This window comes from uncultured Bradyrhizobium sp. (assembly GCF_947648125.1).
Classification (GTDB): Bacteria; Pseudomonadota; Alphaproteobacteria; order Rhizobiales; family Xanthobacteraceae; genus Bradyrhizobium.
Genome location: NZ_CANSMR010000019.1, coordinates 14,824 through 39,414, shown reverse-complemented (window position 1 = coordinate 39,414; position 24,591 = coordinate 14,824). Strand labels below are relative to the sequence as shown.

Annotated in this window: 27 protein-coding genes and 1 tRNA gene; 12 read left to right on the top strand and 16 right to left on the bottom strand. The window is 64.1% G+C overall.

Going from position 1 to position 24,591, the window contains the following annotated elements:
- Positions 1–157: 157 nt before the first annotated feature.
- The 5 genes from Q0030_RS27975 to mnmA form a co-directional block, all read right to left on the bottom strand.
- Positions 158–361 (bottom strand): hypothetical protein, encoded by a 204-nt coding sequence (locus tag Q0030_RS27975; RefSeq protein WP_298374403.1) that lies wholly within the window; start codon positions 359–361, stop codon positions 158–160.
- A gap of 726 nt (positions 362–1,087) precedes the next feature.
- Positions 1,088–1,164 (bottom strand) — tRNA-Met (locus tag Q0030_RS27970).
- A 116-nt stretch (positions 1,165–1,280) separates the two neighbouring features.
- Complete coding sequence (locus tag Q0030_RS27965; protein ID WP_298374400.1) at positions 1,281–1,637, bottom strand: hypothetical protein; 357 nt, start codon at positions 1,635–1,637, stop codon at positions 1,281–1,283.
- 53 nt (positions 1,638–1,690) lie between these two features.
- Positions 1,691–2,329, bottom strand: coding sequence for a methyltransferase domain-containing protein (locus tag Q0030_RS27960; RefSeq protein WP_298374398.1), 639 nt, complete (start codon positions 2,327–2,329; stop codon positions 1,691–1,693).
- A 25-nt stretch (positions 2,330–2,354) separates the two neighbouring features.
- Positions 2,355–3,551, bottom strand: coding sequence for a tRNA 2-thiouridine(34) synthase MnmA (gene mnmA / locus Q0030_RS27955; RefSeq protein WP_298374395.1), 1,197 nt, complete (start codon positions 3,549–3,551; stop codon positions 2,355–2,357).
- Positions 3,552–3,910: 359 nt separating this feature from the next.
- On the opposite strand from mnmA, the gene Q0030_RS27950 reads away from it, so the two are divergent.
- From Q0030_RS27950 to Q0030_RS27940, 3 genes are all read left to right on the top strand, one after another.
- A complete protein-coding gene (locus tag Q0030_RS27950; protein ID WP_298374393.1) occupies positions 3,911–5,503 on the top strand; it encodes a flagellar hook-length control protein FliK in 1,593 nt (530 codons plus the stop codon).
- A 10-nt stretch (positions 5,504–5,513) separates the two neighbouring features.
- Complete coding sequence (locus Q0030_RS27945) at positions 5,514–6,230, top strand: flagellar hook capping FlgD N-terminal domain-containing protein (RefSeq protein WP_298374391.1); 717 nt, start codon at positions 5,514–5,516, stop codon at positions 6,228–6,230.
- A 682-nt stretch (positions 6,231–6,912) separates the two neighbouring features.
- On the top strand, positions 6,913–7,095 hold the full coding sequence (locus Q0030_RS27940; protein ID WP_298374388.1) for a hypothetical protein: 183 nt from the start codon (positions 6,913–6,915) through the stop codon (positions 7,093–7,095).
- A gap of 136 nt (positions 7,096–7,231) precedes the next feature.
- Here the strand turns inward: Q0030_RS27940 and Q0030_RS27935 are convergent, their stop codons facing one another.
- From Q0030_RS27935 to Q0030_RS27925, 3 genes are all read right to left on the bottom strand, one after another.
- On the bottom strand, positions 7,232–7,519 hold the full coding sequence (locus Q0030_RS27935; protein WP_298374385.1) for a hypothetical protein: 288 nt from the start codon (positions 7,517–7,519) through the stop codon (positions 7,232–7,234).
- A 471-nt stretch (positions 7,520–7,990) separates the two neighbouring features.
- Positions 7,991–8,968: an AraC family transcriptional regulator gene (locus Q0030_RS27930; protein ID WP_298374382.1), complete on the bottom strand. Its 978-nt coding sequence runs from the start codon at positions 8,966–8,968 to the stop codon at positions 7,991–7,993.
- Between the two features lie 304 nt (positions 8,969–9,272).
- Positions 9,273–9,494 carry a hypothetical protein gene (locus Q0030_RS27925; protein ID WP_298374378.1) on the bottom strand — a complete coding sequence of 74 codons (222 nt, stop codon included), beginning with the start codon at positions 9,492–9,494 and terminating at the stop codon, positions 9,273–9,275.
- Positions 9,495–9,533: 39 nt separating this feature from the next.
- Here Q0030_RS27925 and Q0030_RS27920 point away from each other — a divergent pair, with 39 nt between their 5' ends.
- Positions 9,534–9,713, top strand: coding sequence for a hypothetical protein (locus tag Q0030_RS27920; protein ID WP_298374376.1), 180 nt, complete (start codon positions 9,534–9,536; stop codon positions 9,711–9,713).
- A 151-nt stretch (positions 9,714–9,864) separates the two neighbouring features.
- Positions 9,865–11,091: an OpgC domain-containing protein gene (locus Q0030_RS27915; protein ID WP_298374373.1), complete on the top strand. Its 1,227-nt coding sequence runs from the start codon at positions 9,865–9,867 to the stop codon at positions 11,089–11,091.
- Between the two features lie 142 nt (positions 11,092–11,233).
- Here Q0030_RS27915 and Q0030_RS27910 read toward each other — a convergent pair whose 3' ends face one another.
- A complete protein-coding gene (locus Q0030_RS27910) occupies positions 11,234–12,013 on the bottom strand; it encodes an alpha/beta hydrolase (protein ID WP_298374370.1) in 780 nt (259 codons plus the stop codon).
- Between the two features lie 571 nt (positions 12,014–12,584).
- Between Q0030_RS27910 and Q0030_RS27905 the strand changes: the two genes are divergently transcribed.
- The 6 genes from Q0030_RS27905 (at position 12,585) to Q0030_RS27880 (ending at position 18,184) form a co-directional block, all read left to right on the top strand.
- The gene (locus tag Q0030_RS27905; RefSeq protein WP_002714638.1) at positions 12,585–12,860 is read left to right on the top strand and encodes a DUF1153 domain-containing protein; all 276 of its coding nucleotides are present in this window, start codon (positions 12,585–12,587) and stop codon (positions 12,858–12,860) included.
- 173 nt (positions 12,861–13,033) lie between these two features.
- Entirely contained in the window at positions 13,034–14,665 is a 1,632-nt protein-coding gene (fliF, locus tag Q0030_RS27900; protein ID WP_298374367.1) for a flagellar basal-body MS-ring/collar protein FliF, read from the top strand.
- Position 14,666: 1 nt separating this feature from the next.
- Positions 14,667–15,752, top strand: coding sequence for a flagellar motor switch protein FliG (gene fliG, locus Q0030_RS27895; RefSeq protein WP_223969659.1), 1,086 nt, complete (start codon positions 14,667–14,669; stop codon positions 15,750–15,752).
- On the top strand, positions 15,752–16,375 hold the full coding sequence (locus Q0030_RS27890) for a FliH/SctL family protein (protein WP_298374362.1): 624 nt from the start codon (positions 15,752–15,754) through the stop codon (positions 16,373–16,375). Before fliG ends, Q0030_RS27890 begins: the two co-directional genes overlap by 1 nt.
- 18 nt (positions 16,376–16,393) lie before the next feature.
- On the top strand, positions 16,394–16,744 hold the full coding sequence (gene fliN, locus Q0030_RS27885; protein ID WP_021076999.1) for a flagellar motor switch protein FliN: 351 nt from the start codon (positions 16,394–16,396) through the stop codon (positions 16,742–16,744).
- Between the two features lie 54 nt (positions 16,745–16,798).
- Complete coding sequence (locus Q0030_RS27880; protein ID WP_298374359.1) at positions 16,799–18,184, top strand: sigma-54 dependent transcriptional regulator; 1,386 nt, start codon at positions 16,799–16,801, stop codon at positions 18,182–18,184.
- A gap of 42 nt (positions 18,185–18,226) precedes the next feature.
- On the opposite strand, the gene Q0030_RS27875 is transcribed toward Q0030_RS27880, so the two are convergent.
- On the bottom strand, positions 18,227–18,382 hold the full coding sequence (locus Q0030_RS27875; protein WP_171947754.1) for a hypothetical protein: 156 nt from the start codon (positions 18,380–18,382) through the stop codon (positions 18,227–18,229).
- A gap of 187 nt (positions 18,383–18,569) precedes the next feature.
- On the opposite strand from Q0030_RS27875, the gene Q0030_RS27870 reads away from it, so the two are divergent.
- Positions 18,570–18,938, top strand: coding sequence for a hypothetical protein (locus tag Q0030_RS27870; protein ID WP_298374356.1), 369 nt, complete (start codon positions 18,570–18,572; stop codon positions 18,936–18,938).
- A gap of 26 nt (positions 18,939–18,964) precedes the next feature.
- Here the strand turns inward: Q0030_RS27870 and Q0030_RS27865 are convergent, their stop codons facing one another.
- The 6 genes from Q0030_RS27865 to Q0030_RS27840 form a co-directional block, all read right to left on the bottom strand.
- Positions 18,965–19,555, bottom strand: a complete 591-nt coding sequence (locus Q0030_RS27865; protein ID WP_298374354.1) for a flavin reductase family protein — start codon at positions 19,553–19,555, stop codon at positions 18,965–18,967.
- A gap of 7 nt (positions 19,556–19,562) precedes the next feature.
- Positions 19,563–20,408, bottom strand: coding sequence for an ATP-binding cassette domain-containing protein (locus tag Q0030_RS27860; protein WP_298374683.1), 846 nt, complete (start codon positions 20,406–20,408; stop codon positions 19,563–19,565).
- Between the two features lie 8 nt (positions 20,409–20,416).
- Complete coding sequence (locus tag Q0030_RS27855) at positions 20,417–21,163, bottom strand: ABC transporter permease subunit (RefSeq protein ID WP_163153663.1); 747 nt, start codon at positions 21,161–21,163, stop codon at positions 20,417–20,419.
- 158 nt (positions 21,164–21,321) lie between these two features.
- A complete protein-coding gene (gene ssuD, locus Q0030_RS27850; RefSeq protein ID WP_298374352.1) occupies positions 21,322–22,503 on the bottom strand; it encodes an FMNH2-dependent alkanesulfonate monooxygenase in 1,182 nt (393 codons plus the stop codon).
- Positions 22,485–23,438, bottom strand: coding sequence for a sulfonate ABC transporter substrate-binding protein (locus tag Q0030_RS27845; protein ID WP_298374350.1), 954 nt, complete (start codon positions 23,436–23,438; stop codon positions 22,485–22,487). Before Q0030_RS27845 ends, ssuD begins: the two co-directional genes overlap by 19 nt.
- A 39-nt stretch (positions 23,439–23,477) precedes the next feature.
- On the bottom strand, positions 23,478–24,428 hold the full coding sequence (locus tag Q0030_RS27840) for a sulfonate ABC transporter substrate-binding protein (RefSeq protein WP_298374349.1): 951 nt from the start codon (positions 24,426–24,428) through the stop codon (positions 23,478–23,480).
- Positions 24,429–24,591: the final 163 nt, after the last annotated feature.

Here is a 24,591-nt window from a genome sequence, read left to right as displayed (position 1 = left end):
CTTCCAGGGCGTTCTTCTAGTTAACCGCCAACTGCGGCTGCCCAGCTGAAGTGAGCACCCAACAACTTCATTGCGACAACAGCGACAAGAACGCAGATGATTTGCAACAACGTTCTGGTCGAGAACACTCTATTGAAGAGCGTCATGATGCCGCCTTCTAGCGCTGGTGACCGAGCCGGATTCCAAGCTTGAGCGCCTTTTGGCGGAGTGAGCCTTCGGAGCGCTTTGTGAGCTTCGCAATTTTTGCAACCGGAGTCTTCGCTTTCGAATGAGCGCGCAGCTCCTTCACGTCAGCCTTCGTGTATTCGCGACGCACAGGTTTCTTCTTCGTAGCCGTCTTCTTTGCCTTCTTCTTCGCCACTTTTAGCTCCTCGATTCGAGAGTGGGCGTACTAGCACAGCCGCATTGAGGCGCAACTCTTCATCAGTTGACTCTGGTGGCACTAACTTCACCCCTTCAGTCGCACGACCATTGGTTCGACCATGTTGGTGTCAAGGAGCGCCAGAAGTGAGCGCACCACGACTAGTCACCGACGTCCGATTGTTGTCGTGACGATACGCCCAGCTCCTATCAACTCGTAAAGCTTCGTGCGTCCCAAGCCGGTCACTTCGCATGCATCGTCAACCGTGCAGGTGAGCCGCTGGGCGAATGGCATCGTGCTCGGTTCCGCGGCTTTCGGAGCGGATAGACTCACGTGTGACTGTTGTCCGCCAACTTTCTCTCCTCCATTATATCTCACGTGGCCCTCATATTCGAACAACTCGACAGGACAAGACCTGATTGTGCAACGATCAACGTCAATGCGAACATCCGAGGGCGCTCGCGTACGACAGCGCACGTCAGCTGCGGTTTGAATATTTCCGGACACCAAGGGCGGCGGGGAAAACCCAAGCAAAAAGAACTAGAGAATGAGCGATCAGCCCTTCAAGAGATTGCCTGTTGAAGGATTCAGACTTCGAGGTCGGCCTCAAAGATTAGGTTGCTAAACGCGAAGATCCTGGCCGCTATCGATTTGCTACGGCGCCAACTGCGCGCCGACATTACGCCCCGCGCTGGCTCACTATCCCATTGGTCGTGAACGGCTTTATGGTAGCGGGAGAGGGACTCGAACCCCCGACCCCAGGATTATGATTCCCGTGCTCTAACCAGCTGAGCTACCCCGCCATGGGCTCGCAATCGGCGGCATGCAAGCCGCGGGTGCGAACGCGCGGCATATAAAGAGTGACACGCGCGCCTGTCAAGCAAACCCGGACGGGACCGCAAACTATTGCAGATAGAGGCTATTTTGACCTGACCGAGGGGTCGCCACCGGAGCTGCCGGGCGGAGGAATCACCGGTGTGTTGCCGCCCTGCGGGGTCGGTGCACGTATTTCGGGGTCGATACCGGCCGGCGGACACAGCACGCCGTCGGATTTGGCGAGCTTGTCGCCCAAAGCCTGCCCGGTGGTGGTTCCCTCCGGAAGCGCAACACCCGGATGCGAGGGCTGCTGCGGCGCGCAATTCGCGGCGGCCCGCGACGGCGCCGGCGGCGCAGTCTGTGCCGGCGGTGTGGCTGATGTCGGCGGCGCCTGCGCCGCGGCAACGACGGGCGCCATGATCAGGGCACAGGACAAAGCGAGTGTTCGATTGATCCTCATGACGGGAAAACCGTGACGGCGGGCCGATGTTCCCGGTCAAGATCGCCGCAGTCTCACGATTTGCGGAAGCGGATCAGCGAGAAATGCCCCATCGGCGGCATCGGCCGGCGTTCCGCAAGGCTGACGCCGCCATGCTTCGCGGCCCAATCGGTCAGCCGCTCCCATGGAAATTCCGGACGCCAGCCGAGCCGCCGCGCCAGCGGCGCGAAGGCGAGCTCGAAGATGCGGCGCGGGCCGCTCTCGGCGCCGATGTGATTGACCAGGATCAGCTCGCCACCCGGCTTCAGCACGCGAATGAAATCATCGAGCGTCGCCTCGGGATCCGGCACGGCAGTGATGACGTATTGCGCGACCACCGCGTCGAAGAACGAATCCGGAAATGCGAGGTTCTTGGCGTCCATCACCGCTAGCGTCTCGACATTGCTGAGACCCTGCGTGCGCACGCGCTTGAGCGCCCGCCGCAGCATCGGCTCGGAAATATCGACGCCGCACAGTTTTGTGGTGCGCGCATATTCCGACAGCGACAGCCCGGTGCCGACGCCGACATCAAGCACGCGCCCACCGATCCGGTCGGCTTCCGCGATCGTCGACTGACGGCCCTGATCGAACACCTTGCCGAACACCAGATCGTAGATCGGTGCCCAGCGGCCATACGCCTTTTCGACCCCCTCGCGGTCGATGTCCCCAGCCATTCCCCTGCCCCGATGCTTCTTCTGTCTAGCCGCGAACCGCTTCCGCAACCGGCGCCATCGTATCCTGCGTCGCGGCCCGCACGACGCGGCTTGCGCTCGCACTCCTGATGAAGCCGCCGCCGAGCACCCGCGCCTGCCCGGAGGCCGCGTCGTAGAACACGCAGGCCTGGCCGGGCGACACGCCCTCCTCACCGGCGACGAGCTCGACCTCATAGCCGCCATCGGCGGCGCGCAGCCATGCCGGCTGCGGCGCGCGCGTCGAACGCACGCGGACATAGATCTCGATGCCCTCGCCGATCACGCGGTCCAGCGCGCCGTCGCCGATCCAGTTGACGTCGCGTAGCGCGATGCGATCCATCCGCAGCGCCTCGCGGGGACCGACCACGACCCGGCGGGTCGCCGCATCGAGCTTCACCACATAGAGCGGGTGGCCCGAGGCGATGCCGAGGCCCTTGCGCTGGCCGACGGTGAAATGAACGATGCCCTGGTGCTGGCCGATGACGTTGCCGGCGAGATCGACGATGTCGCCCGGCGCGATCGCATTCGGCTTCAGCCGTCCGATGATGTCGGTGTAGCGGCCGGTCGGCACGAAGCAGATGTCCTGGCTGTCCTGCTTGTCGGCGACCTCGAGATCGAAGCGCCGCGCCAGCTCGCGGGTCTGTGGCTTGGTCATGTCGCCGAGCGGGAAGCGCAGGAAGTCGAGCTGCTCGCGCGTGGTCGCGAACAGGAAATAGCTCTGGTCGCGATCGGCATCCGCCGCGCAAGTCAGCGAGCGCGATCCGTCGGCAAGCCGACGCGAGGCGACATAATGTCCGGTGGCCAGCGCCTGCGCGCCGAGCTCGCGCGCGGTCGAGAGCAGATCGCGGAACTTGACCGAACGGTTGCACTCGATGCACGGCACCGGCGTCTCGCCGAGCGCGTAGCTGTCGGCGAAATTGTCGATCACCGATTGCTTGAAGCGGCTTTCGTAATCCAGCACGTAATGCGGGATGCCGATCCGCTCTGCGACATTGCGCGCGTCGTGGATGTCGCGGCCGGCGCAGCAGGCGCCCTTGCGATGGGTCGCAGCACCATGGTCGTAGAGCTGCAGCGTGATCCCGACCACGTCATAGCCCTGCGACTTCAACAGCGCAGCCGTCACCGACGAGTCGACGCCGCCGGACATGGCAACGACGATCCGTGTGTCTTCAGGGCGGCCTTCAAGATCCAGACTGTTGAGCATCTCTAAGCGGTCATTGGTCACTGTCGCGGCGAGCTTATGCGCTCCGCGACGAAATTGGAAAAAGCCTTTGTCCAGAGAGCCTTAGAACGCGTCCAAGACCGGTTCGGTCGGTTCGGGACGCGTCGGAGGCCACCTTTAATATAGGCCGTATTCCGGCGAGGCAATCCGGCGGAATCTGTGCCTTGCCGTGCGCGGACGGCAAATCTTGCCGCCGGGCAAAAACGGGACCTGCCAGGAACCGGTTCCAGGCCGCGCGCGCGACTCCTAACCAATTGAAATGGCTGGATATTTGTCACGACCGATGATTGGCCCGCTCCTTGCTGACAAAAGGCCGGAAGTCTCATTTGCGAGGGTTGGCAGTGGTCAGCGTCACGTCGGAAGCATTGGCAAGCCGGTCTTTTCAGGGCCCGACGACACGATCGGCGCGGCCCGATCCCGCTTCGCAGGCGGGGAACGACGGCTTTGCCGCGCTGGTCGACAGCAATTCTGCGTCCACGAGCGACAACAACAGATACGACGCCCAACCGGCGCCCGCGCGCCGGCCCGACGATTCGACCACGACGAGCGATGCACGCTCCCGCGACACCAGCACGGCCCCCGACCGGACGTCGCGGGATTCCGGCAGCTCGCGCGATGACAACAAGGTCGATAGCGACGCGCCGCGCAAGACCAAGTCGAAATCGAAATCCGACGACTCGAAGTCGAGCACCGACGCGCAATCCACCGGCGACAAGGCCACGACGCAAGCCGTGCCGCAGCCGGACCCAGCCAATGCGGCAGCGGCCAACGCCGTGGTTGCCGTTCCCGTTGCCGCTGCAGCGGCGACCGACCCGACGGCGACGGCGACCGCGCCATCCGGCCAGCCGGCGGCACCGCTTGCGATCGCGGCTGCGGCCATCGCCGCAAGCTCCGCCATCGCCGGCACCGGTGCGGCGGCCGGCAGCGGTGCGCCTGCCGGCGCCGACACTGCAACGGCGGCGACCACCGCGGCGAATGCCGACAAGGTCGCCAAGGCGGCCGGCGTCAAGACCGAGGGACAGATCATCACGACAGATGCGGCGACGGTTTCGGGCGCAGCGACGGCGACCGGCGATGCGACACTCGCCGCCACCGTCGCCGCCGGAACGCCGGCCACGAAGGCGACGACGCAAGCCAAGGCACAGGTGGCTGCAAACGACGCGACCGCGACAACGCCAACCGGCCAGGACGGCGCGGCCCAGGGCAGCAACGCCACCGCACAGGCCACTCCGACCACCATCATTCCCGCAGCCACGCAGCCGGCGGCCGTATCCGGCAAGGCGAAGGCCACCGCAGACGGCGCAGCCGATGCCATCAAGGCCGATGCAAGCGGCGACGGCAACGCCGCGCCGACGCCGACGGCCGGCGGCCACGCGGCGGCGCAAGCCCAGCTCACGACGCCCGATCCCAGCGCGCAGGCGGCGAATGCACTCCAGGCGCAACTGCCGACCAGCCAGACGACGCCGTCTGCGACCGCGCAATTGACCGTGACCAACGCCGCGCAAGCCGCCGCCGTGCCGCTCAGCGGACTTGCGATGCAGATCGTCGCCTCCGCCAAGAGCGGCAAGAGCCGCTTCGAGATCCGGCTCGACCCCGCCGAGCTCGGCCGCATCGATGTCCGCATCGATGTCGATCGCAACGGCCAGGTGACCTCGCATCTCACCGTCGAACGCCCGGAAACGCTGTCGATGCTGCGCCAGGACGCCAACCAGCTGCAGCGCGCGCTCGATAATGCCGGCCTGTCGACCGGCAATGGCGGATTGCAGTTCAGCCTGCGCGACCAGTCGCAGTCGGGCCAGAACAACAATGGCCAGTCCAATCCGAACGCTCATCGTTTGATCGTTGCCGAAGAAGACAGTGCTCCCGCCGCGGTGGCAGGCCGCTCCTACGGCCGTGCAACCGGCGCCCTCGGCGGCGTCGATATCAGAGTGTAAGGAGTTCACCATGGCAGTCGATGCAACCATGCCGACGCCCGTCGTCTCAGCACCGGGCACCAGCAACGGAACGAGCTCCGGAAGCAGCAGCACCGGCGGCGGCCTGACGACCTCGTCGCAGGGCATCGCCGACAATTTCCAGACCTTCCTGACACTGCTGACCACGCAGTTGCAGCACCAGAACCCGCTCGACCCGCTCGACACCAACCAGTTCACCCAGCAGCTCGTGCAGTTCGCGGGCGTCGAGCAGCAGCTGAAATCCAACGATCAGCTGAAGCAGCTGATCGCGATCGAGAAGAGCGCGCAGTCGACCCAGGCGCTGGTCTATGTCGGCAACACGGTCGCGGTCGACGGCAGCAAGACCCAGTTCAACAAATCCGCGACCTGGAATCTGGTGTCCCCGCAAGCCACCAGCGCCACCATCACGATCACGAGCGCGTCCGGCCAGACCGCCTATTCCGGCAATTTCAACCTGAAGCAGGGCAACGCCAGCTTCGTCTGGGACGGCAAAGGCAATGACGGCACGCAATGGCCGGCTGGCACCTACACGCTGACCGCCACCGGCAAGGATTCCAAGGGCAACGACCTCGCCATCTCGACCGAGGTTCAGGGCGTCGTCGACTCCGTCGACCTGACCGCCTCGCCGCCGCTGCTCTCGATCGGCGGCCAGACCTACACCACCGACAAGATCAAGCGCGTGGTGCGCGGCGCGACGAGCAGCAGCTAAGTCAAGGCCTCGCTGCATCCCGCCAATCCAGCGCTCAGCTTCGCGGGAATTGCGCGAGCGCTTTTGCGCGTCACGAGTAACCGCATACACACCTGTCGTCCCTGCGAAAGCAGGGACCCATACTCTGCGGCGGGTGTTGTTGACGGGACCCGTCATGCAGCAACGCACAACAAAGAACTTTGGTGGTTATGGGTCCCTGCTTTCGCAGGGACGACACTGAGTTTGTTGCGTGGCCATCGAATCATACTTCCGCGTTCTCGCGACATGATTGTCCGAGCTTTGCTGCTCGTTCCGCCCTCTCCGTTGGCAGAGGGCGCAGGGAAAGCCGGTGCCGATCGCACCTATGGGCCCGAGCAATGGTAGAGAGCTCGGGGGTAGGACCACCACAGGTGTAGCCGGAAACACTCCGGCTTTCCCTGCGCGATGGGTTACGGCCTACTTGGTGATCTCGCCGGCGAGACTGGGCTTGCGACGGGGGCTTGCGCCGTCGGGCAAATCAGTGCCAGGGCCCCATGCTTCCCAAGCGACATCGACAGACATAATCAGCAATAAATTGCTACGCGTCAGCTTCCTGTAAGCAAGCGGACGTTATCTTCATGTTCCACATTTGAATGCCGATTCCGCCCTGAAACTCCGCAGTTGCCCAGGCTGCGCGCCTTTGACCGCCGGCAAGAGCTAGCCCGTGACCCCGACACCCCCGACACCGCCAGATCGCTCCCAGACCACTCCAAGCCATGCCGTGGCGCCGCACCCGCAGCTTGCCGAGACAATGACCGAGAATGCGCGCCTCAGAACCATCGCCATCACGGTCATGCTCGAGATCGCAGTGCTTCGGGAACGGCTGCCGCCAACTGCCGGCGAGTAGGAACGCCGCCGGAGTGGACTGATAGGGCGCGAGGCTGTCTCGCCGCGCTCACGAGCCCCGAACACCGGCCATGGCTGACAGGTCTGGCCTGTGCCGACCGCGCAACCGGCGCGGCCTGCTCCATGTCCTCGCCGCATCAATAGATGCGAACGTGATTGGCCTCGAACGTCACCGGAAAATTGTTGCTGTTCTGCAGGGTCAGGATCAGCACGACGCCGACACCGCCGCGGTGATCCCAGTACACGGCCCGGTCCGTTTCGTGCAGGGGCTCCATCGAGGTCCGGTTCTTCTCGAAATGCGGCGCGATCGACACGTCGAAAAACTCGTTTGGCGCTTTCGAATCCTTGCCCCACCAGAACGTGAACGGCTGGCTCGAATTGGCAGCAATCGTATAGGTGCCTTGCTTGTGGTCGATATTGGCCATGATGTCAGGGTCCTTCGTTTTCCATTCGCCGCTCCGATGCGACGCCCCGACAATGATGGGTTACGCACACACACGCCGTGAGCTAGCTCACTCTGCTTTGCAACCGATGCAAGCGCGCCAGCGGCGTGCGTGGGCCCTTGCGAGGGATCGTTCGTAGAGGATGTCTTGCAAGGAGCGGCCTGCCTGAGCGACACTCCCGGTTCCAGATATCGCCGGCCTCGATATTCCGCACGCAATGAGTTGATCGAATGAAGCCAACTCCGAGCGATCGACGACCCATCCATCACTCGCCGGTTTTCTGGATCGGCATCGCCTGTGCCTGGCAGCGATCGCGATCTACCTTTGGTCCGACGACCTGTCCTGGCGGCCGACACCGAGCCCCCGGTGAAGAACCGGCCGCCCATGGCCTTACAATCTCTTCAAGAGATCCTTTGATGGGCAATGCACACGCGCCGATCACGTTTGCACGACTCAACTGGCCGCCTTTCGGGCAAGCCGAACGCCGCGGGGAGAATCGCCGAAACGAATTCGGAACAAGCGATTGAAATGCGAAACATCCGAGAAGCCAACCTCCAGCGCGATATCGGAAATCCGCTGACGGCCGGCGTGAGACCCGGTTAGCAATTCGAGCGCCCGCTGGAGACGCAATTCATTCAGGCGCTCGGTGAACGACGTTCCCGACGACGCCATCAGGCGCTGTAGATAGCGCGGCGAGATGCCCTGGCAACGGGCGACCGTTCGCACGCTGAGCCCAGGCTTCTGAAAGTGCATCGCGATGTAGTCGAGGGCTGCATTGTGCCGCGCAGCCATCACGGCGCTCGCGCTGCTCTCGCCCAAGGCAGGACACTCGTCGATCGCGAGTGCGACGAGATCGTGGATGTGGGTCACGACCGTATGACGAAGTTTTGGGGCGGTCAGTGCTCTCGCCTTGAGCACCGACTTCAGGTATGCCGCGAATAGTCGGAATGCTTCTTTTCGGCGCCCGATCGGCTGCATGACCAGGCTTTCGACATCCGATACGCGCTGCTCAAGCTCCGCGCGCGGCACCGCGAGACCGAATTGCAATCCATCAACATAGGTGACGCTGACGGGCTCGGAATGCAGAATTGCGATCGCATCGCCGGCGCGAAGCTCAACTTCCCGGCCGCGTTGCGATAGCTGACTTCTGCCAGGAGAGCAGAAGATGACGCCGACGGAATCATCGCCATCGGCGAGGTTCGCCTGCGAACGCTCAAAGCGCATCGAAGTACCCTTTAGCGCGAGCATACGCAAACCCTGAACCGCCTGCAGCGACGCATCGGCCTGGATTGGAATGTTCGACAGCGGCTCGATATCGGCGTGCACGACGCATCGCCCAAAGTGCTCGCGCCATAGTGGGATGCGAATACGCTCCGGAAGGTCGCGCGTCGAAAAACGATACGATGCAAAATCGGCTGCGTCCGTAGGCATGGGGACCTCCAGCCTTCACAGAGCATCAGGATGAAATGCTGCGGCACACCATTTTCAATATCTGCATTTTCAATGTCTGCATTTTGCAATTCACGCACCGGCCTTCTCAGGGTCCGTGCGCGCAAGTCCAAGAAGCCATGCTATCGATCTGCTAGTCTGATTGCCTGTGATCGATGCATGTGTGAACTGGTTCACCTGTCGGTCAGAATATTATGTTTATACTGATCGCGAGAGTCGCGGCCTTTATTTCTCCCTTAGGAGGAGACGGTCGTGATGGCTCAATCTGTAATTGCCGCCAACGGATTCATTGGACATCCCTGGCGGCACGCAAGCGCAGATCAACTTGATGCCCCTGTTCGCACTTGATCCGGTTTACGGAGCCGCGGGCAGGTTGTTTTGAAAGATTGCCGATACCGATTTTATTTCGCTGCTCTAGCCAAATCGCTGAGCAGAATTTGTCGGACATAAAATGCCTGCGGCACTGTTGGTTTTTTGGCCGCCGGTTGAAATGGTCGAAATCTGTCACGTGGGAAGTCAACCTCAGTGATCAAGAAGGCGTTCGATCATGTCCATCATATTCGACATGCTTTATCACGAGTACTGTCGTGCCCGCCTCGCCGAAATGCGAAAGCAGCTTTTCATACCGCCCGTCGGCGAAGTCCCGCAGCCGCCGCCGGAAGACGGCGATCGTTCCGGGCCCCTTGATTGCGGCTGGCCGGCGAAGGCGCCGCCAACCCTCGGGTAGCCGCGCGTACAATCCTGTGGCTTGGCCGGAGGCTAGTCCGGCACGCGCGCCTCGGAGCATCCGGGCGTCTCACGGGCCGACGCCCGATGAGGCCGTACGCGCACGCCGGACAGATCGACCGATGCATGACCGAACCCACACCTCGAAGCGAATGATCGGCGAAACTCCGCCGGAATTCAGATCGACCGACCGCGACCCGCGCATCGACGTTTGCCGCGGCATCGCGCTATGGTGGATCTTTCTCGACCACATTCCAAACAACGTCGGAAGCTGGCTGACGCTGCGCAGCTACGGCTTTTGCGATGCCGCCGAAATATTCATGTTCATCTCGGGCATGACTTGCGCGCTGGCCTACGGAAGAACGCGTCAGCGCGACGGCTGGAGAGGCATGATCGGCCGCTCGTTGCGGCGCGGATGGGACATTTATGCCGCCCTGCTCCTGCTTACACTCGCTTGCGCCGTCCTCGTCTACATCGCGGGCAGCGATCGTCTTGCCGACGAGAGCAACACGCGGGTTCTGTTCGAGCGTCCGGGAGCGACGCTTGCACATGCCGCGATTCTGCAATACCGCCCCGTCAATGCCGATGTCTTGCCGGTCTTTGTGATCTGTCACGTCCTGTTCGCGCCGCTGTTGTGGCTGCTGTTGCGCGCACCAAACGTGACGCTTGGCCTCTCGCTGTTGCTCTATGCGCTGGTGCACGTCTTCGGCTGGCGGGTTCCTGCCTGGCCCGGCGGCGTGTGGTTCTTCAATCCGCTGGCCTGGCAGTTGCTGGTCGTGCTGGGCGCTTGGTATGTGGTCGAGGGGAAGAAAATCCGGGGATGGGTGACGTCGCGCTCCGCGCTGGTTGTTTCCGTTCTCCTTCTGGCGTTGAGCCTGGTCCTTGCACTCGGCCAGCACATCAAGCCGCTGGTGCCGCAGGCTTTGACGGATTTGCTATTTCCACTGGACAAATCGAATCTGAGCCCGTTGCGGCTGCTGCATTTCCTGGCTCTCGCGATCGTGGCGTCATGGCTCGTTCCGCAGGGTTGGCGAGGGCTGTCGACACCTATGCTGCGCGGCGCGAGGCGTTGTGGGGAGAATTCGCTGCCGATCTATTGTCTCGGCGTGCTCCTGACGCTGATCTGCCAGTTTGATCTGTTCGACGTCGCGAACCGGCTTTCGATGCAGATCGCACTCAGTCTCGGCGGCGTCTTGATGATGACCGCCGTCGCGGCGCTCCTGAATGCGCTCAGCACCAAGCGAAAGCCTGCGGTGGGCGCAGTTGATCGGAAAATGCCCGCCGACGTTACAAATCGGAAAGTTGAGGATCGCGCACGCGGGACCGTTCTTGATGCACAGCTGAGAGCGGTCACCGCTCCGTCGACGTACTGCCCTTGATGAAATTTGAATCGTGCCGGACATCGGCTGTTTGCCACGTTCGGGCGCACACGCATTCGCGACGCAACCATTCCGACCTTCCCCCGCACGCGGGGCGAGGCGGAAACGGAGTTCGCTGCCGAAGCACACTTGCCGCCGACCCTCACTCCGACCGGCCCGTGGCCTCGATGATCAGCCGCGCAATCGGCTCAGGCTGCGAGATCAGCGCGAGATGGCTGGCCTTCACCTCGATCGTGGTGGCGCCCATCCGCTTGGCCATGAAGCGTTCGAGATCCGGATTGATGGTGCGGTCCTCGGTCGAGACGGCGTAGTAGCTCGGCTTGCTGCGCCAGGCCGCATGGCTGGTCTTGCCTGAGAGCAGTTGCTTGTGGAACGGCTGCTGCACGGCATAGAGCACTTTTGCTTTCGCTTCCGGGATGTCACCGGCGAAATCGCGCAGGAACGCTGCTTCATTCAGCCGGCCCTCGTCGCCATCGAACACGATGCCGGCGCTCGCGGGCGGCGTCGGATAGGTTTTGGCAAGCGCGATATAGTCCTCATCCGCATCGGGTGCGCGCGCGGCGACATAGACCAGCGCCGAAACATTCGGATGCACGCCGGCTTCGGTGACGATCATGCCGGAGAAGGAATGGCCGACCAGAACGGTCGGGCCATCCTGACGATCGAGCACGCGCTGCGCCGCGGCGACCGCTTCCGGCAGCGTGGTGAGCGGATTTTGCACGGACGTCACATTGAGCCCCGCGGCCTGCAGGCGCGGAATGACCTCGGACCAGCACGAGCCGTCGGCGAACAGCCCGTGCACCAAGACGACGTTGCGCGCCTTCACCGGCGGCTGCGTTGCGGCGATGCCGCGCGAGGACACCAGCGAAGCTGCAGCTCCCGCAAGCAAGGCGGTCGAGAAAGTGCGTCTGTTCATCATCATGACCAGGGCTCGGATGGAAGGATTGGAAAACCGCGCCCACCGGCGGTGAGCGGACAATCTCTCCTACGCATGCAAAGGCGCCTGGTTACGCGCGACGGCGCCGTGGAGATCAAGGATAGTTGAACAGGTGGAAAGCACGACGATCGTTCTTTTGCGCGACGGCAGCCGTGACTGCGCGAGCAAGCCAAGATCAATCATCTCGCCCGGGGCTTACCCCTCTCCTCAACCCTCCCCCACAAGGGGGGAGGGAGCCTGACCGACGTGCTCTCCTCACGTTGCGTACACGCATTGCGCGCAAGAATTGCGCGTAAGAAATGTGAGGGACGCATTGGCGGCCGGGTTCCCTCCCCCCCTTGTGGGGGAGGGTTAGGGAGAGGGGTGCCGCTTGTTCAGGAGCCCGACGAACCCGAGAAAACCGGCGCCGAGCGCAGCGTCCAACAGCCAATCCGCCGCCCTGTTCCCGGCCGTTCCAACGAGAATCGTATTGAAGCCTTGGGCTTAGGCAAATTTTAAACCGGTGGGCGTAGGTTACCAATCGCGAGTTCAGTGGTTGAGAGTTTGTGAGTACGCCATGACAGAACCCCATCGCCCGAGGGTGAAATACGTCATCGGGCCTGACGGCAGCCCGTTAACGATTGCTGATTTGCCGGCCCCCGGTACCAAACGGTGGGTCATCCGCCGCAAGGCCGAAGTCGTCGCTGCGGTCCGCGGCGGCCTGCTCTCCCTTGAGGAGGCCTGCAGCCGCTACACGTTGACCGTCGATGAATTCCTTTCCTGGCAGTTCTCGATCGACCAGCATGGTCTGGCCGGACTGCGCACTACACGTATCCAGCAGTACCGGCAGTAAGTTTCTCCTAAAGAGTGGTATTTGACGAAAACCGGCCTCGCCTTGCGAAGCCGGTTTTTTTCATGTCCGCGTTTTTGCCGCGGTTCTTAACCTTCGTTAACCATATGGAAACCATACCCTAGGCAATATTTGCCCAGTCGGACCCGCGTGGGCCGAATCCCTGGGGGCCGTTGGTGCAAAGTCTGGTTGCTTTCCTGAGAGGTCTAGGTGCGGCCCGCCTCGCGGCCATGGTTGCGGTCACCGCAGCCCTGATCGGTTTCTTCGCATTCGTCATCATGCGCGTCACCACGCCGCAGATGACCACCCTGTTCACCGACCTGTCGACCGAGGATTCCTCGGCCATTATCAAGGAGCTGGAGCGCCAGGCGATCCCGTTCGAGCTGCGCAGTGACGGCGCCGCGATCATGGTGCCGAAAGACAAGGTGACGCGGCTCCGGATGAAACTCGCCGAGGGCGGCATGCCCAAGGGCGGCGGCGTCGGCTACGAGATCTTCGACAAGTCGGACGCGCTCGGCACCACCAGTTTCGTCCAGAACATCAATCATCTGCGCGCGCTGGAGGGCGAGCTCGCCCGCACCATCCGCGCCATCGACCGCGTCCAGGCCGCGCGCGTCCACCTCGTGCTGCCGGAAAAGCCGCTGTTCTCGCGCGAGACGCCGGAACCATCGGCCTCGATCGTGCTCAGGGTGCGCGGCGCGCTGGAGCCGCAGCAGATCCGCGCGATCCGCCATGTCGTCGCCTCCGCCGTCAACGGACTGAAGCCGCAGCGGGTCTCGATCGTCGACGAGGCCGGCCAGCTGCTCGCCGACGGCGCCCAATCCGATGCCGATGCCGCGGTCGGCGACGAGCGCCGCGCCGCCTTCGAGAAGCGGATGCGCAAGCAGGTCGAGGACATCGTCTCCTCGGTGGTCGGCGCCGGGCGCGCCCGCGTCCAGCTCTCCGCCGACTTCGACTACAACAAGATCACCCAGACCTCGGACAAGTTCGACCCCGAGGGCCGCGTGCTGCGCTCGACCCAGACCCGCGAGGAATCGAGCCTCACCGCCGACAATTCCGGTCAGGTCACCGTCGCCAACGAGCTGCCGGGCAACCAGAACCAGGACAACGCCGCGCGCGCCCGCGACCAGAGCAAGAAGAGCGAGGAAACCAACAATTACGAGATTTCCCGCACCACCAAGACCGAGGTGACCGAGGCCGGCCGCGTCAACCGCATCTCGGTCGCGGTGCTGGTCGACGGCGCCTACTCCAAGAACGAAAAAGGCGAGATGGTCTATCAGGACCGCACCAAGGAGCAGCTCGACCGCATCGCCGCCCTGGTCCGCTCCGCGATCGGATTCGACCAGAAGCGCGGCGACCAGGTCGAGGTCGTCAACCTCCGCTTTGCCGAGCCACCGACCGCGCAGCCGATCGCCGAGCCGACCGGCCTGCTCGGCATGCTGCAATTCACCAAGGATGACGTGATGTATGTCATCGAGCTCGGCGTCATGATGATGCTCGGCCTCGTCGTGCTGTTCATGGTGGTGCGCCCGCTGGTCAAGCGCATCGTGGCCGCCGACGTGATCCCGGCGCTGGGCGGCGGTGCGAGCGTGCCCGCGCTGGCCGAAGCCCATGCCGAGAGCGCCGGTGCGACCGGTCAGGCGCTGATCCCGAGCGGCAGCGGCGCGGCGCAATTGATCGACGTCGCCCAGATCCAGGGTCAGGTCCATGCCCAGGCCGTGCACCGGGTCGGCGAACTCGCCGAACGCAATCCGAACGAAACCGTCTCCATCGTCCGTCAATGGCTGAGCGAGCCGGTAGAGAACTGACATGGCCGCAGTACCCCAGACCACCAACGCCAACGACATCGCCACCGTCCTCTCGACGCTGGCGAGCCGGCAGAGCGGCCGCGCCAAGGGCAAGCCGCTGCCCGGTCCCAAGCGCGCCGCGATCCTGATGCTCGCGCTCGGCGAGCAGTATGGCGGCAAGATCTGGTCGATGCTCGACGACGAGGAGGTCCGCGAGCTGTCGGTCCACATGTCGACGCTCGGCACCGTCGAGGCCGACGTGGTCGAGGATTTGATGCTGGAATTCGTGTCGCGGATGTCAGCCTCCGGCGCGCTGATGGGCAATTTCGACGCCACCGAACGGCTGCTGCAGCAATATCTGCCGGCCGAGCGCGTCACCGGAATCATGGACGAGATCCGCGGCCCCGCCGGGCGCAACATGTGGGAGAAGCTCTCCAACGTGCAGGAAGAGGTGCTCGCCAACTACCTCAAGAACGAGTACCCGCAGACCATCGCCGTGGTGCTGTCGAAATTGAAGCCGGAGCACGCCGCGCGGGTGCTGGCGATCCTGCCCGAGGACATCGCGCTCGACGTGGTCGGCCGCATGCTGCGGATGGAGGCGGTGCAAAAGGAAGTCATCGAGCGCGTCGAGCAGACGCTGCGCACCGAGTTCATGTCGAACCTGTCGCAGACCCGCCGCCGCGACGCCCATGAGGTGATGGCCGAGATCTTCAACAATTTCGACCGCCAGACCGAGACCCGCTTCATCACCTCGCTGGAAGAGGAAAACCGCGAATCCGCCGAGCGCATCAAGGCGCTGATGTTCACCTTCGACGACCTGATCAAGCTCGATTCCGCCTCGGCCCAGACGCTGATGCGCAACATCGACAAGGACAAGCTCGGCGTCGCACTGAAGAGCGCCAACGAGGAGGTACGCAGCTTCTTCCTCGGCAACATGTCCTCCCGCGCCGGCAAGATGCTGATGGACGACATGGCCGCGATGGGCCCGGTGCGGCTGCGCGACGTCGACGAGGCCCAGGCGCTGCTGGTCAACCTCGCCAAGGATCTCGCCGCGCGCGGCGAGATCACCCTGACCAAGAACCGCGCCGACGACGAGCTGGTGTACTGATGGCCGCACCCGCAAAATTCCTGTTCGACACGGACTTCTCGGCGCCGGACCGTTCGCGCGAGCGCGCCCCGACCCCGGCCGAGGTCGCGCAGAAGGTCGCCGACGCCGAGGCGCGGGCCTATCGCGCTGGCTACGAGGCCGCGCTGCGCGAGGCCAAGGTCGAGAGCGACCGCCGCGCGGCCCAGGCGCTGGAAGAGATCGGCACCGCGATCAAGGGCATCGCCGCCCGCTTCGCCGGCATCGAGACGCGGATGGAGACCGAGGCGGTGGATGTCGCGGTCGCGGTCGCCCGCAAGCTCTGCTCCGAACTGATTGCACGCGAGCCGCTCGGCGAGATCACCGCGCTGGTCTCCGACTGCTTCTCGCACCTGGTGGCGACGCCGCATCTCGTGGTCCGCATCAATGACGCGCTCTACGAGGCGGCGCATGACAATATCGAGCGGATGGCGACGCATTCCGGCTTCCAGGGCCGGCTGGTGATCCTGGCCGAGCCCACGATCGCGACCGGCGACTGCCGGATCGAATGGGCCGACGGCGGCGTGGTGCTGGAACGCGCCGCGATCGAAGGCAAGATCAACGAACTCGTCGGGCGCTATCTGGCGTCCCGCGGCCAGGCCGGCTGAAGGATTGAGGGCTGAACCATGAGCGACACCGACACCCACGTCCCGCTTCCCGATCTCAACGCCGCCGACGCGCCCGGGATCGACGACATCGGCTACAACGAGGACGAAAATGCCGCGCGCATCGCCGCCGATCTCGAGGCCGTGTTCGACGTGCCGGTGCAGGTCTCGGCGGTGCTCGGCCGCTCCAAGATGGACGTCGGCGACCTCTTGAAGCTCGGACCGGGCACCGTGCTCGAGCTCGACCGCCGCGTCGGCGAGGCGATCGACATCTACGTCAACAACCGCCTGGTGGCGCGCGGTGAAGTGGTGCTGGTGGAAGACAAGCTCGGCGTGACCATGACCGAAATCATCAAGGCAGAACGCTCTTAAACGAACGCAACGGTAGCGCGCGGAACTGCGCGACCAGACGAACAGGAGATCATCATGCGGCTTCTCATCGTTGGCACCCTGAAGGGCCAGCTCACGACCGCGACCAAGATCGCGATGGACAACGGCGCCTCGGTGACTCACGCCGAGGCCGCCGAGCAGGCGATGAATGTGCTGCGCAGCGGCAAGGGCGCCGACCTCCTGCTGGTCGATGTCGGCCTCGACATCCGCGACCTCGTGATGCGGCTCGAGGCCGAACATATCCACGTGCCGATCGTCGCCTGCGGCATCTCCAACGATGCCCGCGCCGCGGTCGCCGCGATCCATGCCGGCGCCAAGGAATACATCCCGCTGCCGCCCGACCCCGAACTGATCGCAGCAGTGCTCGCCGCGGTCGCCAACGACGCGCGCGATCTGATCTATCGCGACGAGGCGATGGGCCGGGTGATCAAGCTCGCGCAGCAGATCGCGGGCTCAGATGCCTCCGTGATGATCACCGGCGAATCCGGCACCGGCAAGGAGGTGCTGGCGCGCTATGTCCACTCCCGGTCGGCTCGCGCCAAGCGGCCGTTCATCTCGATCAACTGCGCGGCGATCCCCGAGCACCTGCTTGAATCCGAACTGTTCGGCCATGAGAAAGGCGCCTTCACCGGCGCGGTGGCGCGGCGCATCGGCAAGTTCGAGGAAGCGACCGGCGGCACGCTGCTGCTCGACGAAATCTCCGAGATGGATGTCCGCCTGCAGTCCAAGCTGCTGCGCGCGATCCAGGAGCGCGTGATCGACCGCGTCGGCGGCACCAAGCCGGTCCCGGTCGACATCCGCATCATCGCGACCTCGAACCGCAATCTGTCGGAGGCGGTGCGCGAAGGCAGCTTCCGCGAGGACCTGCTGTTCCGCCTCAACGTCGTCAACCTGAAGATCCCGCCGCTGCGCGATCGTCCAGCCGACATCCTCGAGCTGGCGCAGCATTTCGCCAAGAAATATGCCGAGGCTAATGGCCTCGCGGTGCGCCCGATCTCGACCGAGGCCCGCCGCGTCCTGACCGCGAACCGCTGGCAGGGCAATGTCCGCGAGCTCGAGAACACCATTCATCGCTCGGTCCTGATGGCGCAGGGCGACGAGATCGGTGCGGACGCGATCCTGACCCCCGACGGCGACCGTCTCGACCTCGCCAAGACCGCACCCGCGGTCGCGCATGCCACGCTGGCCGCCGAGCAGGTCACCCGCGCGCTCGTCGGCCGCACCGTCGCTGACGTCGAACGCGATTTGATCCTGGAAACACTGAAGCACTGCCTCGGCAACCGCACCCATGCCGCCAACATCCTCGGCATCTCGATCCGCACGCTGCGCAACAAGCTGAACGAATATGCCGACGGCGGCATCCCGATCACCCCGGCCGGCAATGGCGCGCCCGACTATCAACGCATGGCAAGCGCCGGCTAAGAAAGGGAGAGCGGTGGAGAAAGTCCCGCCGCTTGCCGAGCCTCAGGAATAGTTGGGCGCATCGGGCTTGCGAAATATCCGGATCGGATCGCCCGGTGTGATGTCGCGGCCGGTGAAAGTCACATACGCATAGAGCGCGAGATAAGCGACGGCGATTGCGCCGACGAGATAGAACAGCCAGGCTCCCACGCGCTTCATCGAACCGTCATGTCTCCGAAACATCCGCGGCTTTTAGTGCGCTTGCCGGCAAAGCGCCACGGCCAACATGCCGCGCCAGCCCCCTTGCCGTCCCCTTGCCGTTCATCCCTTGAGTTTGCGGTCGACTGGCTTATGCAATCTTTTATTGCACTTTTATGTTTAGACAACTGAAGAGTGATACGGCTCTTTGCGCGCAGACCAGCGGCACCCTGTCCACCAACTCCTCTTCCTTTACGGCAATGCAAGGCCTCAGCCTGACGATCCCCGAGGGCGCGGCACCACCGCGATCATCACCCTCAACGTTCCGAATCCCTACGCCACGGGGAACGATATTCCGGGCGGCATGTTCGGCGTCACCGTCAATGGCAAGGTCTCGCCGGTGGTCGCGAGCTTTACCTATAACGAGACCCCGTCGAGCTTCGGCCGTATCCCGACCACGCTCGTCGTCGGCATTCCGCTGGGCAATACAGCTCAGACCATCCAGGCCGTATGGGCTGGCGTCCGCGGCAGCACCGTAATCATCGACAGCCCGGCGTCGCGGAGCGCAGTCTTCTAAAGGCCGATCCGGACCAGCAACGTGCGCTAGCGCGCGCCCCGGGCATGGACGTGACGTGACGGCAGGCTGATCTCGGCCAACCTGGCGGCGTCTTCGTCGCGGTCGATCGCGACGTATTCGCGGTGCCAATACGCCAGCGCGGCGGTGCGCTCCGATGCAATCACATCGAGCACGCGACCGATGACGATCGCGTGCGAATGCCGCTCGATGACCTCCTCGACCTCACAGTCGATCGCCGCCAGCGCTCCCACCAGCAACCGCACGCCCGAGGCGCGCGTGGTCCATTCGGCGCCCGTGAACCGGTCGACGCCCTTCAAGCCGCCCTTGCCGGTGAAGCGCTCGGCGATGTCGAGCTGATCCGCAGTCAGGATGTTGACGCCGAACACGCCATGACGCGCGATCAGCGGCCATGACGAGGCAGCGCGGTTGATGCTGACGATCAGCGACGGCGGCTCGACCGACAGCGACGACACCGAGGTCACCGTCATGCCCGAAATTTCCTTGCCTCGGCCGGCGGTGATGACGCTGACGCCGCCGGTGAGATGGCGCATCGCGCCACGGAATTCATCGGCCGCCACCGCGGGCTCGATCGAAACATTGCGGACGATGGAATTCATGGCGACCTCACAGATCGGATGTGTCTTCGCTGCCCTCGAGCAGGTGCTTTAGTATCTCGCCTTCCAGCGTGGCGAGCTCGGCCGAACCGCGCCGGCGCGGCCGCGGCAGGTCGATCGTGACATCCTCGGCGATCCGGCCGTCCTCGATGACCAGCACGCGATCGGCGAGCGCGACCGCCTCGGCGACATCGTGCGTCACCAGGATCGCGGTGAAGCCCTGGTCGCGCCAGACGCGCTCCAGCAATTGCTGCATCGAAATGCGGGTCAACGCATCGAGCGCACCGAGCGGCTCGTCGAACGCCAGCACGCGCGGCTGGGAGACCAGCGCCCGCGCCAGGGCCGCACGCTGCTTCTGGCCGCCTGACAGCACCGAGGGCCACTGGTCGCGCTTGTCGCCGAGGCCGACCTCGACCAGCGCGCGCTCGGCGCGCGCCTGCGCATCCGCAGACGAGCGCTCGCGCCCCAGACCGACCTCGACATTGGACAGCACCCGCGCCCAGGGCAGCAGGCGCGGCTCCTGGAACATGACGCGGACGTCCTGCGCCCGGGGTTGTTCTCCGAAGGCGATGCTTCCTGCGGTCGGCGCGTCGAGGCCGGCGACCAGGCGCAGCAGCGTGCTCTTGCCGCAGCCGCTGCGGCCGACGATCGCGACGAACTGGCCGGCCGGGATGTGCAGGTCGATGCCACGCAGCACCTCATTGTCGCCGAACGCCTTGCGCAAGCCGCGGATGCTCAGCGACAACCCGCGGGCCGTACCTTCCGCCGCGCGCCGCAAATGCCGCGCCTTCACGACGATGTCGGCGTGGTCGACCGGTTCGGCACCTGCGGGCTGGAAACGAAGCGCTTCTTGCATTCTCATTCTCACTTCTTCTGGAAGGCGGGGTGCCACGACAGGGTCAGCCGCTCCAGCGCCCGCGAGGCGCTGTCGGCGAGCTTGCCGAGCAAGGCGTAGATCAGGATCGAGAGCACGACGACGTCGATCAGCATGAATTCGCGCGCCTGCATCGCCATGTAGCCGAGGCCCGACGAGGCCGCGATGGTCTCGGCGACGATCAGCGTCAGCCACATGATGCCGAGCGCAAAGCGTAGCCCGACGAAGATCGAGGGCAGCGCGCCCGGGAAGATCACCCGGCGGAACAGCTCGCCGTCGGTCATGCCGTAGATGCGGCCCATCTCGATCAGCTGCGGATCGACGGTGCGGATGCCGTGCAGCGTGTTGAGATAGATCGGGAAGAACACGCCGAGCGCGACCAGGAACAGCTTTGCCGACTCGTCGATGCCGAACCACAGGATGACGAGCGGGATCAGCGCCAGATGCGGGATGTTGCGCACCATCTGCAGCGTGGTGTCGGTGAGCTTCGCCGACAGCTGCGACAGCCCGTTGGCGAGCCCGAACGCGAAGCCGATGCCGCCACCGATCACAAAGCCGATCGACGCGCGCCAGAAGCTGACCCAGATGTTGCGGACCAGTTCGCCGGATAGCAATAGTTTCCAACCAGCCAGTGCGACATCGGTCGGCGCCGGCAACACGCGCGAAGGAACAAAGCCGGTGACGCAGGCAAGCTGCCAGACCAGCACGATGGCAAGCGGCACGATCCAGGGGATCAGCCCGTCGACCTTGGGGAGTTTCGGCGCGCTGGAGCTGTTTCCGTTCCGATGGGATCGGAACGGAGCTCCAGATTTTTGTTTTGACGCGTTTTCTTCACGCGAACCGGCATCCACTTCGCTTGAAAACGCTTTGCGACGCGGGAGTGAATCGATCAAGCTCATGATTGCGATGCCTGCTTCTGCGGACGGTAGTCGTTGCCGATGGTCTCACCGAACGGCCCGGTGTTGACGCGGATCGGCGTCACGTTGCCGGGCTGCGCCAGCGACAGCAGCGGGAACACCAGTTCGGCGAACCGATAGGCTTCCTCGAGATGCGGGTAGCCCGACATGATGAAGGTATCGACGCCGACGTCCTGATACTCCTTGATGCGCGCGGCGACGGTCTGGGGATCGCCGACCAGCGCGGTGCCGGCCCCGCCGCGCACCAGGCCGACGCCGGCCCAGAGGTTCGGGCTGATCTCGAGCTTGTCGCGCCGTCCGCCATGCAGCTGCGCCATGCGCTGCTGGCCGACTGAATCCATCCGCGCAAAGATCTTCTGCGCGGCAACAATGGTGTCGTCGGTGACGTACTGGATCAGTTCGTCGGCGGCCTTCCAGGCCTCCGCGTTGGTCTCGCGCACGATCACATGCAGGCGGATGCCGAACGACAGCTTGCGGCCGCGTTGCGCGGCGACGGCCTTCACCTTGGCGATCTTCTCGGCGACCTGCGCCGGCGGCTCGCCCCAGGTCAGATACTTGTCGACGGTGTCGACCGCGACGTCGATGCCGGCGTCCGACGAGCCGCCGAAATACAGCGGCGGGCGCGGCGACTGCACCGGATTGAACAGCAGGCGGCCATCCTCGATCCGGATGTGCTGGCCTTCGACATTGACCGTCTTGCCCGCGAGCAGATCGCTATAGACGTTGAGGAACTCGCGCGTCACCGCGTAGCGCTCGTCGTGGTCGAGGAAGATGCCGTCGCCCTTGTTCTCGATCGGATCGCCGCCGGTGACGACGTTGATCAAGAGACGACCGTTCGACAGCCGGTCCAAGGTCGCGGTCATGCGGGCGGCAACGCTCGGCGACTGCAGGCCGGGCCTGACCGCCACCAGATAGCGCAGGCGCTCGGTCCAGGGCGCGACGGCCGAGGCCACCACCCAGGAATCCTCGCAGCTCCGCCCGGTCGGCAGCAGCACGCCGTAATAGCCGAGCTGGTCCGCGGCCTGTGCGATCTGGCGCAGATAGTTGAAGTTCACCTCACGGCCGCCGATCGACGTGCCGAGATAGCGGCTGTCGCCGTGGGTCGGCAGGAACCAGAGGATGTTGGCGTTGGTTGGGGTGCTCACGTGCCCGGTCTCCATGCGACGTCGGAAATCTTGATATGTTTGGGGATCAGGCCGAGCGCGAAGAACGTGTCGGCGACCTGTTGCTGATCCGCGATGACGGTGTCGGTGACCAGCTTGATGCCATAGGCCTGCCGCTTCAGCGCGACCTCCACCACCGGCACCGACAGGCCGATGCTCGGCGCGAGCTGTTCGGCGACGGCGTGGATGTCGCCCTTGGCCCAGTCATCGACCTCGCTCAGCTGCGCCAGCACGAGCTCGACGATCTTCGGATCGGTCTGCAAAAACTTCTTCGAGGCGAAGTAGAACTGATAGTTCGCGACGATGCCGGTGCCGTCGGCAATGGTGCGCGCGCCGGTCGCAGCCTCCGCGGCGGCCTGGAACGGATCCCAGATCACCCAGGCATCGACCGCGCCGCGCTCGAACGCCGCGCGCGCATCGGCCGGCGCCAGGAACACCGGCTCGATCTCGGAATATTTGACGCCGGCTTTCTCCAGCGCCTTCACCAGCAGATAATGGACGTTGGAGCCCTTGTTCAGCGCGACCTTCTTGCCCCTGAGATCGGCGACCGACTTGATCGGGCTGTCCTTCGGCACCAGGATCGCCTCGCCTTTCGGCGCCGGCGGCTCATAGGCGACATACTGGATCGGCGCTCCGGCGGCCTGCGCGAAGATCGGCGGCGCTTCGCCGGTGTTGCCGAAATCGATCGCACCGACATTGAGCGCTTCAAGCAGCGGCGGCCCCGACGGAAACTCGGTCCACACCACCTTGGTGCCAACCGATTTCAGCTTCTCCTCGAGCGAGCCCTTGCTCTTCAGCAGCACCAGCTTGCCGTACTTCTGATAGCCGATGCGGACGACTTTCTCCTGGCCGTAGGAGGCGCCGACGGTCGCCGCGACGATACTGACCGAGAGCACCGCGCGGGCAACCCAGCGTCGAAATAAACGCGTCATGGGAATGTCCTCTGCATTGAATTGACCAAGGCGCGTCGATCAGGTCTGGGTGTTGCGCCAGACGATGTCGCGGATCGCGATCTGCTTCGGGATCAGGCCGAGCTTGAAGAAGCGGTCGGCGACGCCCTGCTGGGTCGCAATGATGTCGTCGGTCACGGGGCCGACCGAGAATCCCGCCCGCCGCGCCGCGATGGTCTGGATATCGAGCGGCACGCCGGTGACCGCTGCCAGCGATTTCGCGACGTCATCGGGATGCGCCTCTGCCCATTTCGCCGTCGATGCCGTGACATCGACGATCTGCTGCAGGATCGCACCGCGATTCCGCGCGAAGTCGCGGTTGGCGATGTAGAACGCGTTGGTCTTGGTAACGTCGCGGCTGTTGACAAGAATGCGGCCGTTCTGCCTGGTCTCGGCGATCGCGAAATATGGATCCCAGATCGCCCAGGCATCGATGCCGCCATTGGCAAAGGCGGGGCCGGCGTCCGGCGGCGTCAGATAGACCGGCGTGATGTCCTCATAGGTCAGCCCGGCCTTCTCCAACGTCTGGATCACGACGTTATGCGCGCTGGATCCCTTGGTGAAGCCGATGCGCTTGCCCTTGAGATCGGCGATGGTGGTGATCGCAGAATGCTGCGGCACCAAGACGCCCGACCCGTTCATGATCGGCTGCGCCGCGGCATAGACGATGGCCGCGCCCGCGGCCTGGGCGAAGATCGGCGGGGAATCGCCGACCGCGCCGTAATCGACGCTGCCGACATTCATCGCCTCCATCATCGGCGGGCCCGAGGAGAACTCGACCCATTTCACGTTGACGCCCTGTGGCTTGAAATGATTTTCCAAAGCCTCACGCTGGCGCGTGATAACGAGCACGCCGTTCTTCTGGTAGCCGATACGAATTTCCTTAGCGTCCGCCTGTGCCTGTGCCTGCCGCGACAGTGCAGCGGCAGCGGCTGTGGCAAGCGACAGCTGGAGGAATTCACGACGCTTCATTCCAAAATCTCCTGACGATCACGCGCGCTATCGCGCTGCAAGATCATGCGTTGTCAGGATGATGGGGCGCGCGAATGAAGCTGTCGAGCACCGCACAAAAATAGCGATGCCTGCACTTCGGTGCAGGCATCGCGCGTGTCGTTTCGTTTAAGGCGCAGGTCGC

Bases quoted from the DNA above. Each gene is read 5' to 3' on its own strand.
- Q0030_RS27930 (WP_298374382.1), bottom strand. From the start codon at position 8,968: ATGCCTACGGACGCAGCCGATTTTGCATCGTATCGTTTTTCGACGCGC.
- Q0030_RS27880 (WP_298374359.1), top strand. From the start codon at position 16,799: ATGCGGCTTCTCATCGTTGGCACCCTGAAGGGCCAGCTCACGACCGCG.
- fliG (WP_223969659.1), top strand. From the start codon at position 14,667: ATGGCCGCAGTACCCCAGACCACCAACGCCAACGACATCGCCACCGTC.
- fliN (WP_021076999.1), top strand. From the start codon at position 16,394: ATGAGCGACACCGACACCCACGTCCCGCTTCCCGATCTCAACGCCGCC.
- Q0030_RS27935 (WP_298374385.1), bottom strand. From the start codon at position 7,519: ATGGCCAATATCGACCACAAGCAAGGCACCTATACGATTGCTGCCAAT.
- Q0030_RS27875 (WP_171947754.1), bottom strand. From the start codon at position 18,382: ATGAAGCGCGTGGGAGCCTGGCTGTTCTATCTCGTCGGCGCAATCGCC.
- Q0030_RS27920 (WP_298374376.1), top strand. From the start codon at position 9,534: ATGTCCATCATATTCGACATGCTTTATCACGAGTACTGTCGTGCCCGC.
- Q0030_RS27845 (WP_298374350.1), bottom strand. From the start codon at position 23,438: ATGACGCGTTTATTTCGACGCTGGGTTGCCCGCGCGGTGCTCTCGGTC.
- Q0030_RS27905 (WP_002714638.1), top strand. From the start codon at position 12,585: ATGACAGAACCCCATCGCCCGAGGGTGAAATACGTCATCGGGCCTGAC.
- Q0030_RS27965 (WP_298374400.1), bottom strand. From the start codon at position 1,637: ATGAGGATCAATCGAACACTCGCTTTGTCCTGTGCCCTGATCATGGCG.
- Q0030_RS27840 (WP_298374349.1), bottom strand. From the start codon at position 24,428: ATGAAGCGTCGTGAATTCCTCCAGCTGTCGCTTGCCACAGCCGCTGCC.
- mnmA (WP_298374395.1), bottom strand. From the start codon at position 3,551: ATGCTCAACAGTCTGGATCTTGAAGGCCGCCCTGAAGACACACGGATC.
- ssuD (WP_298374352.1), bottom strand. From the start codon at position 22,503: ATGGAGACCGGGCACGTGAGCACCCCAACCAACGCCAACATCCTCTGG.
- Q0030_RS27860 (WP_298374683.1), bottom strand. From the start codon at position 20,408: ATGCAAGAAGCGCTTCGTTTCCAGCCCGCAGGTGCCGAACCGGTCGAC.
- Q0030_RS27890 (WP_298374362.1), top strand. From the start codon at position 15,752: ATGGCCGCACCCGCAAAATTCCTGTTCGACACGGACTTCTCGGCGCCG.
- Q0030_RS27945 (WP_298374391.1), top strand. From the start codon at position 5,514: ATGGCAGTCGATGCAACCATGCCGACGCCCGTCGTCTCAGCACCGGGC.
- Q0030_RS27865 (WP_298374354.1), bottom strand. From the start codon at position 19,555: ATGAATTCCATCGTCCGCAATGTTTCGATCGAGCCCGCGGTGGCGGCC.
- Q0030_RS27960 (WP_298374398.1), bottom strand. From the start codon at position 2,329: ATGGCTGGGGACATCGACCGCGAGGGGGTCGAAAAGGCGTATGGCCGC.
- Q0030_RS27915 (WP_298374373.1), top strand. From the start codon at position 9,865: ATGATCGGCGAAACTCCGCCGGAATTCAGATCGACCGACCGCGACCCG.
- Q0030_RS27910 (WP_298374370.1), bottom strand. From the start codon at position 12,013: ATGATGATGAACAGACGCACTTTCTCGACCGCCTTGCTTGCGGGAGCT.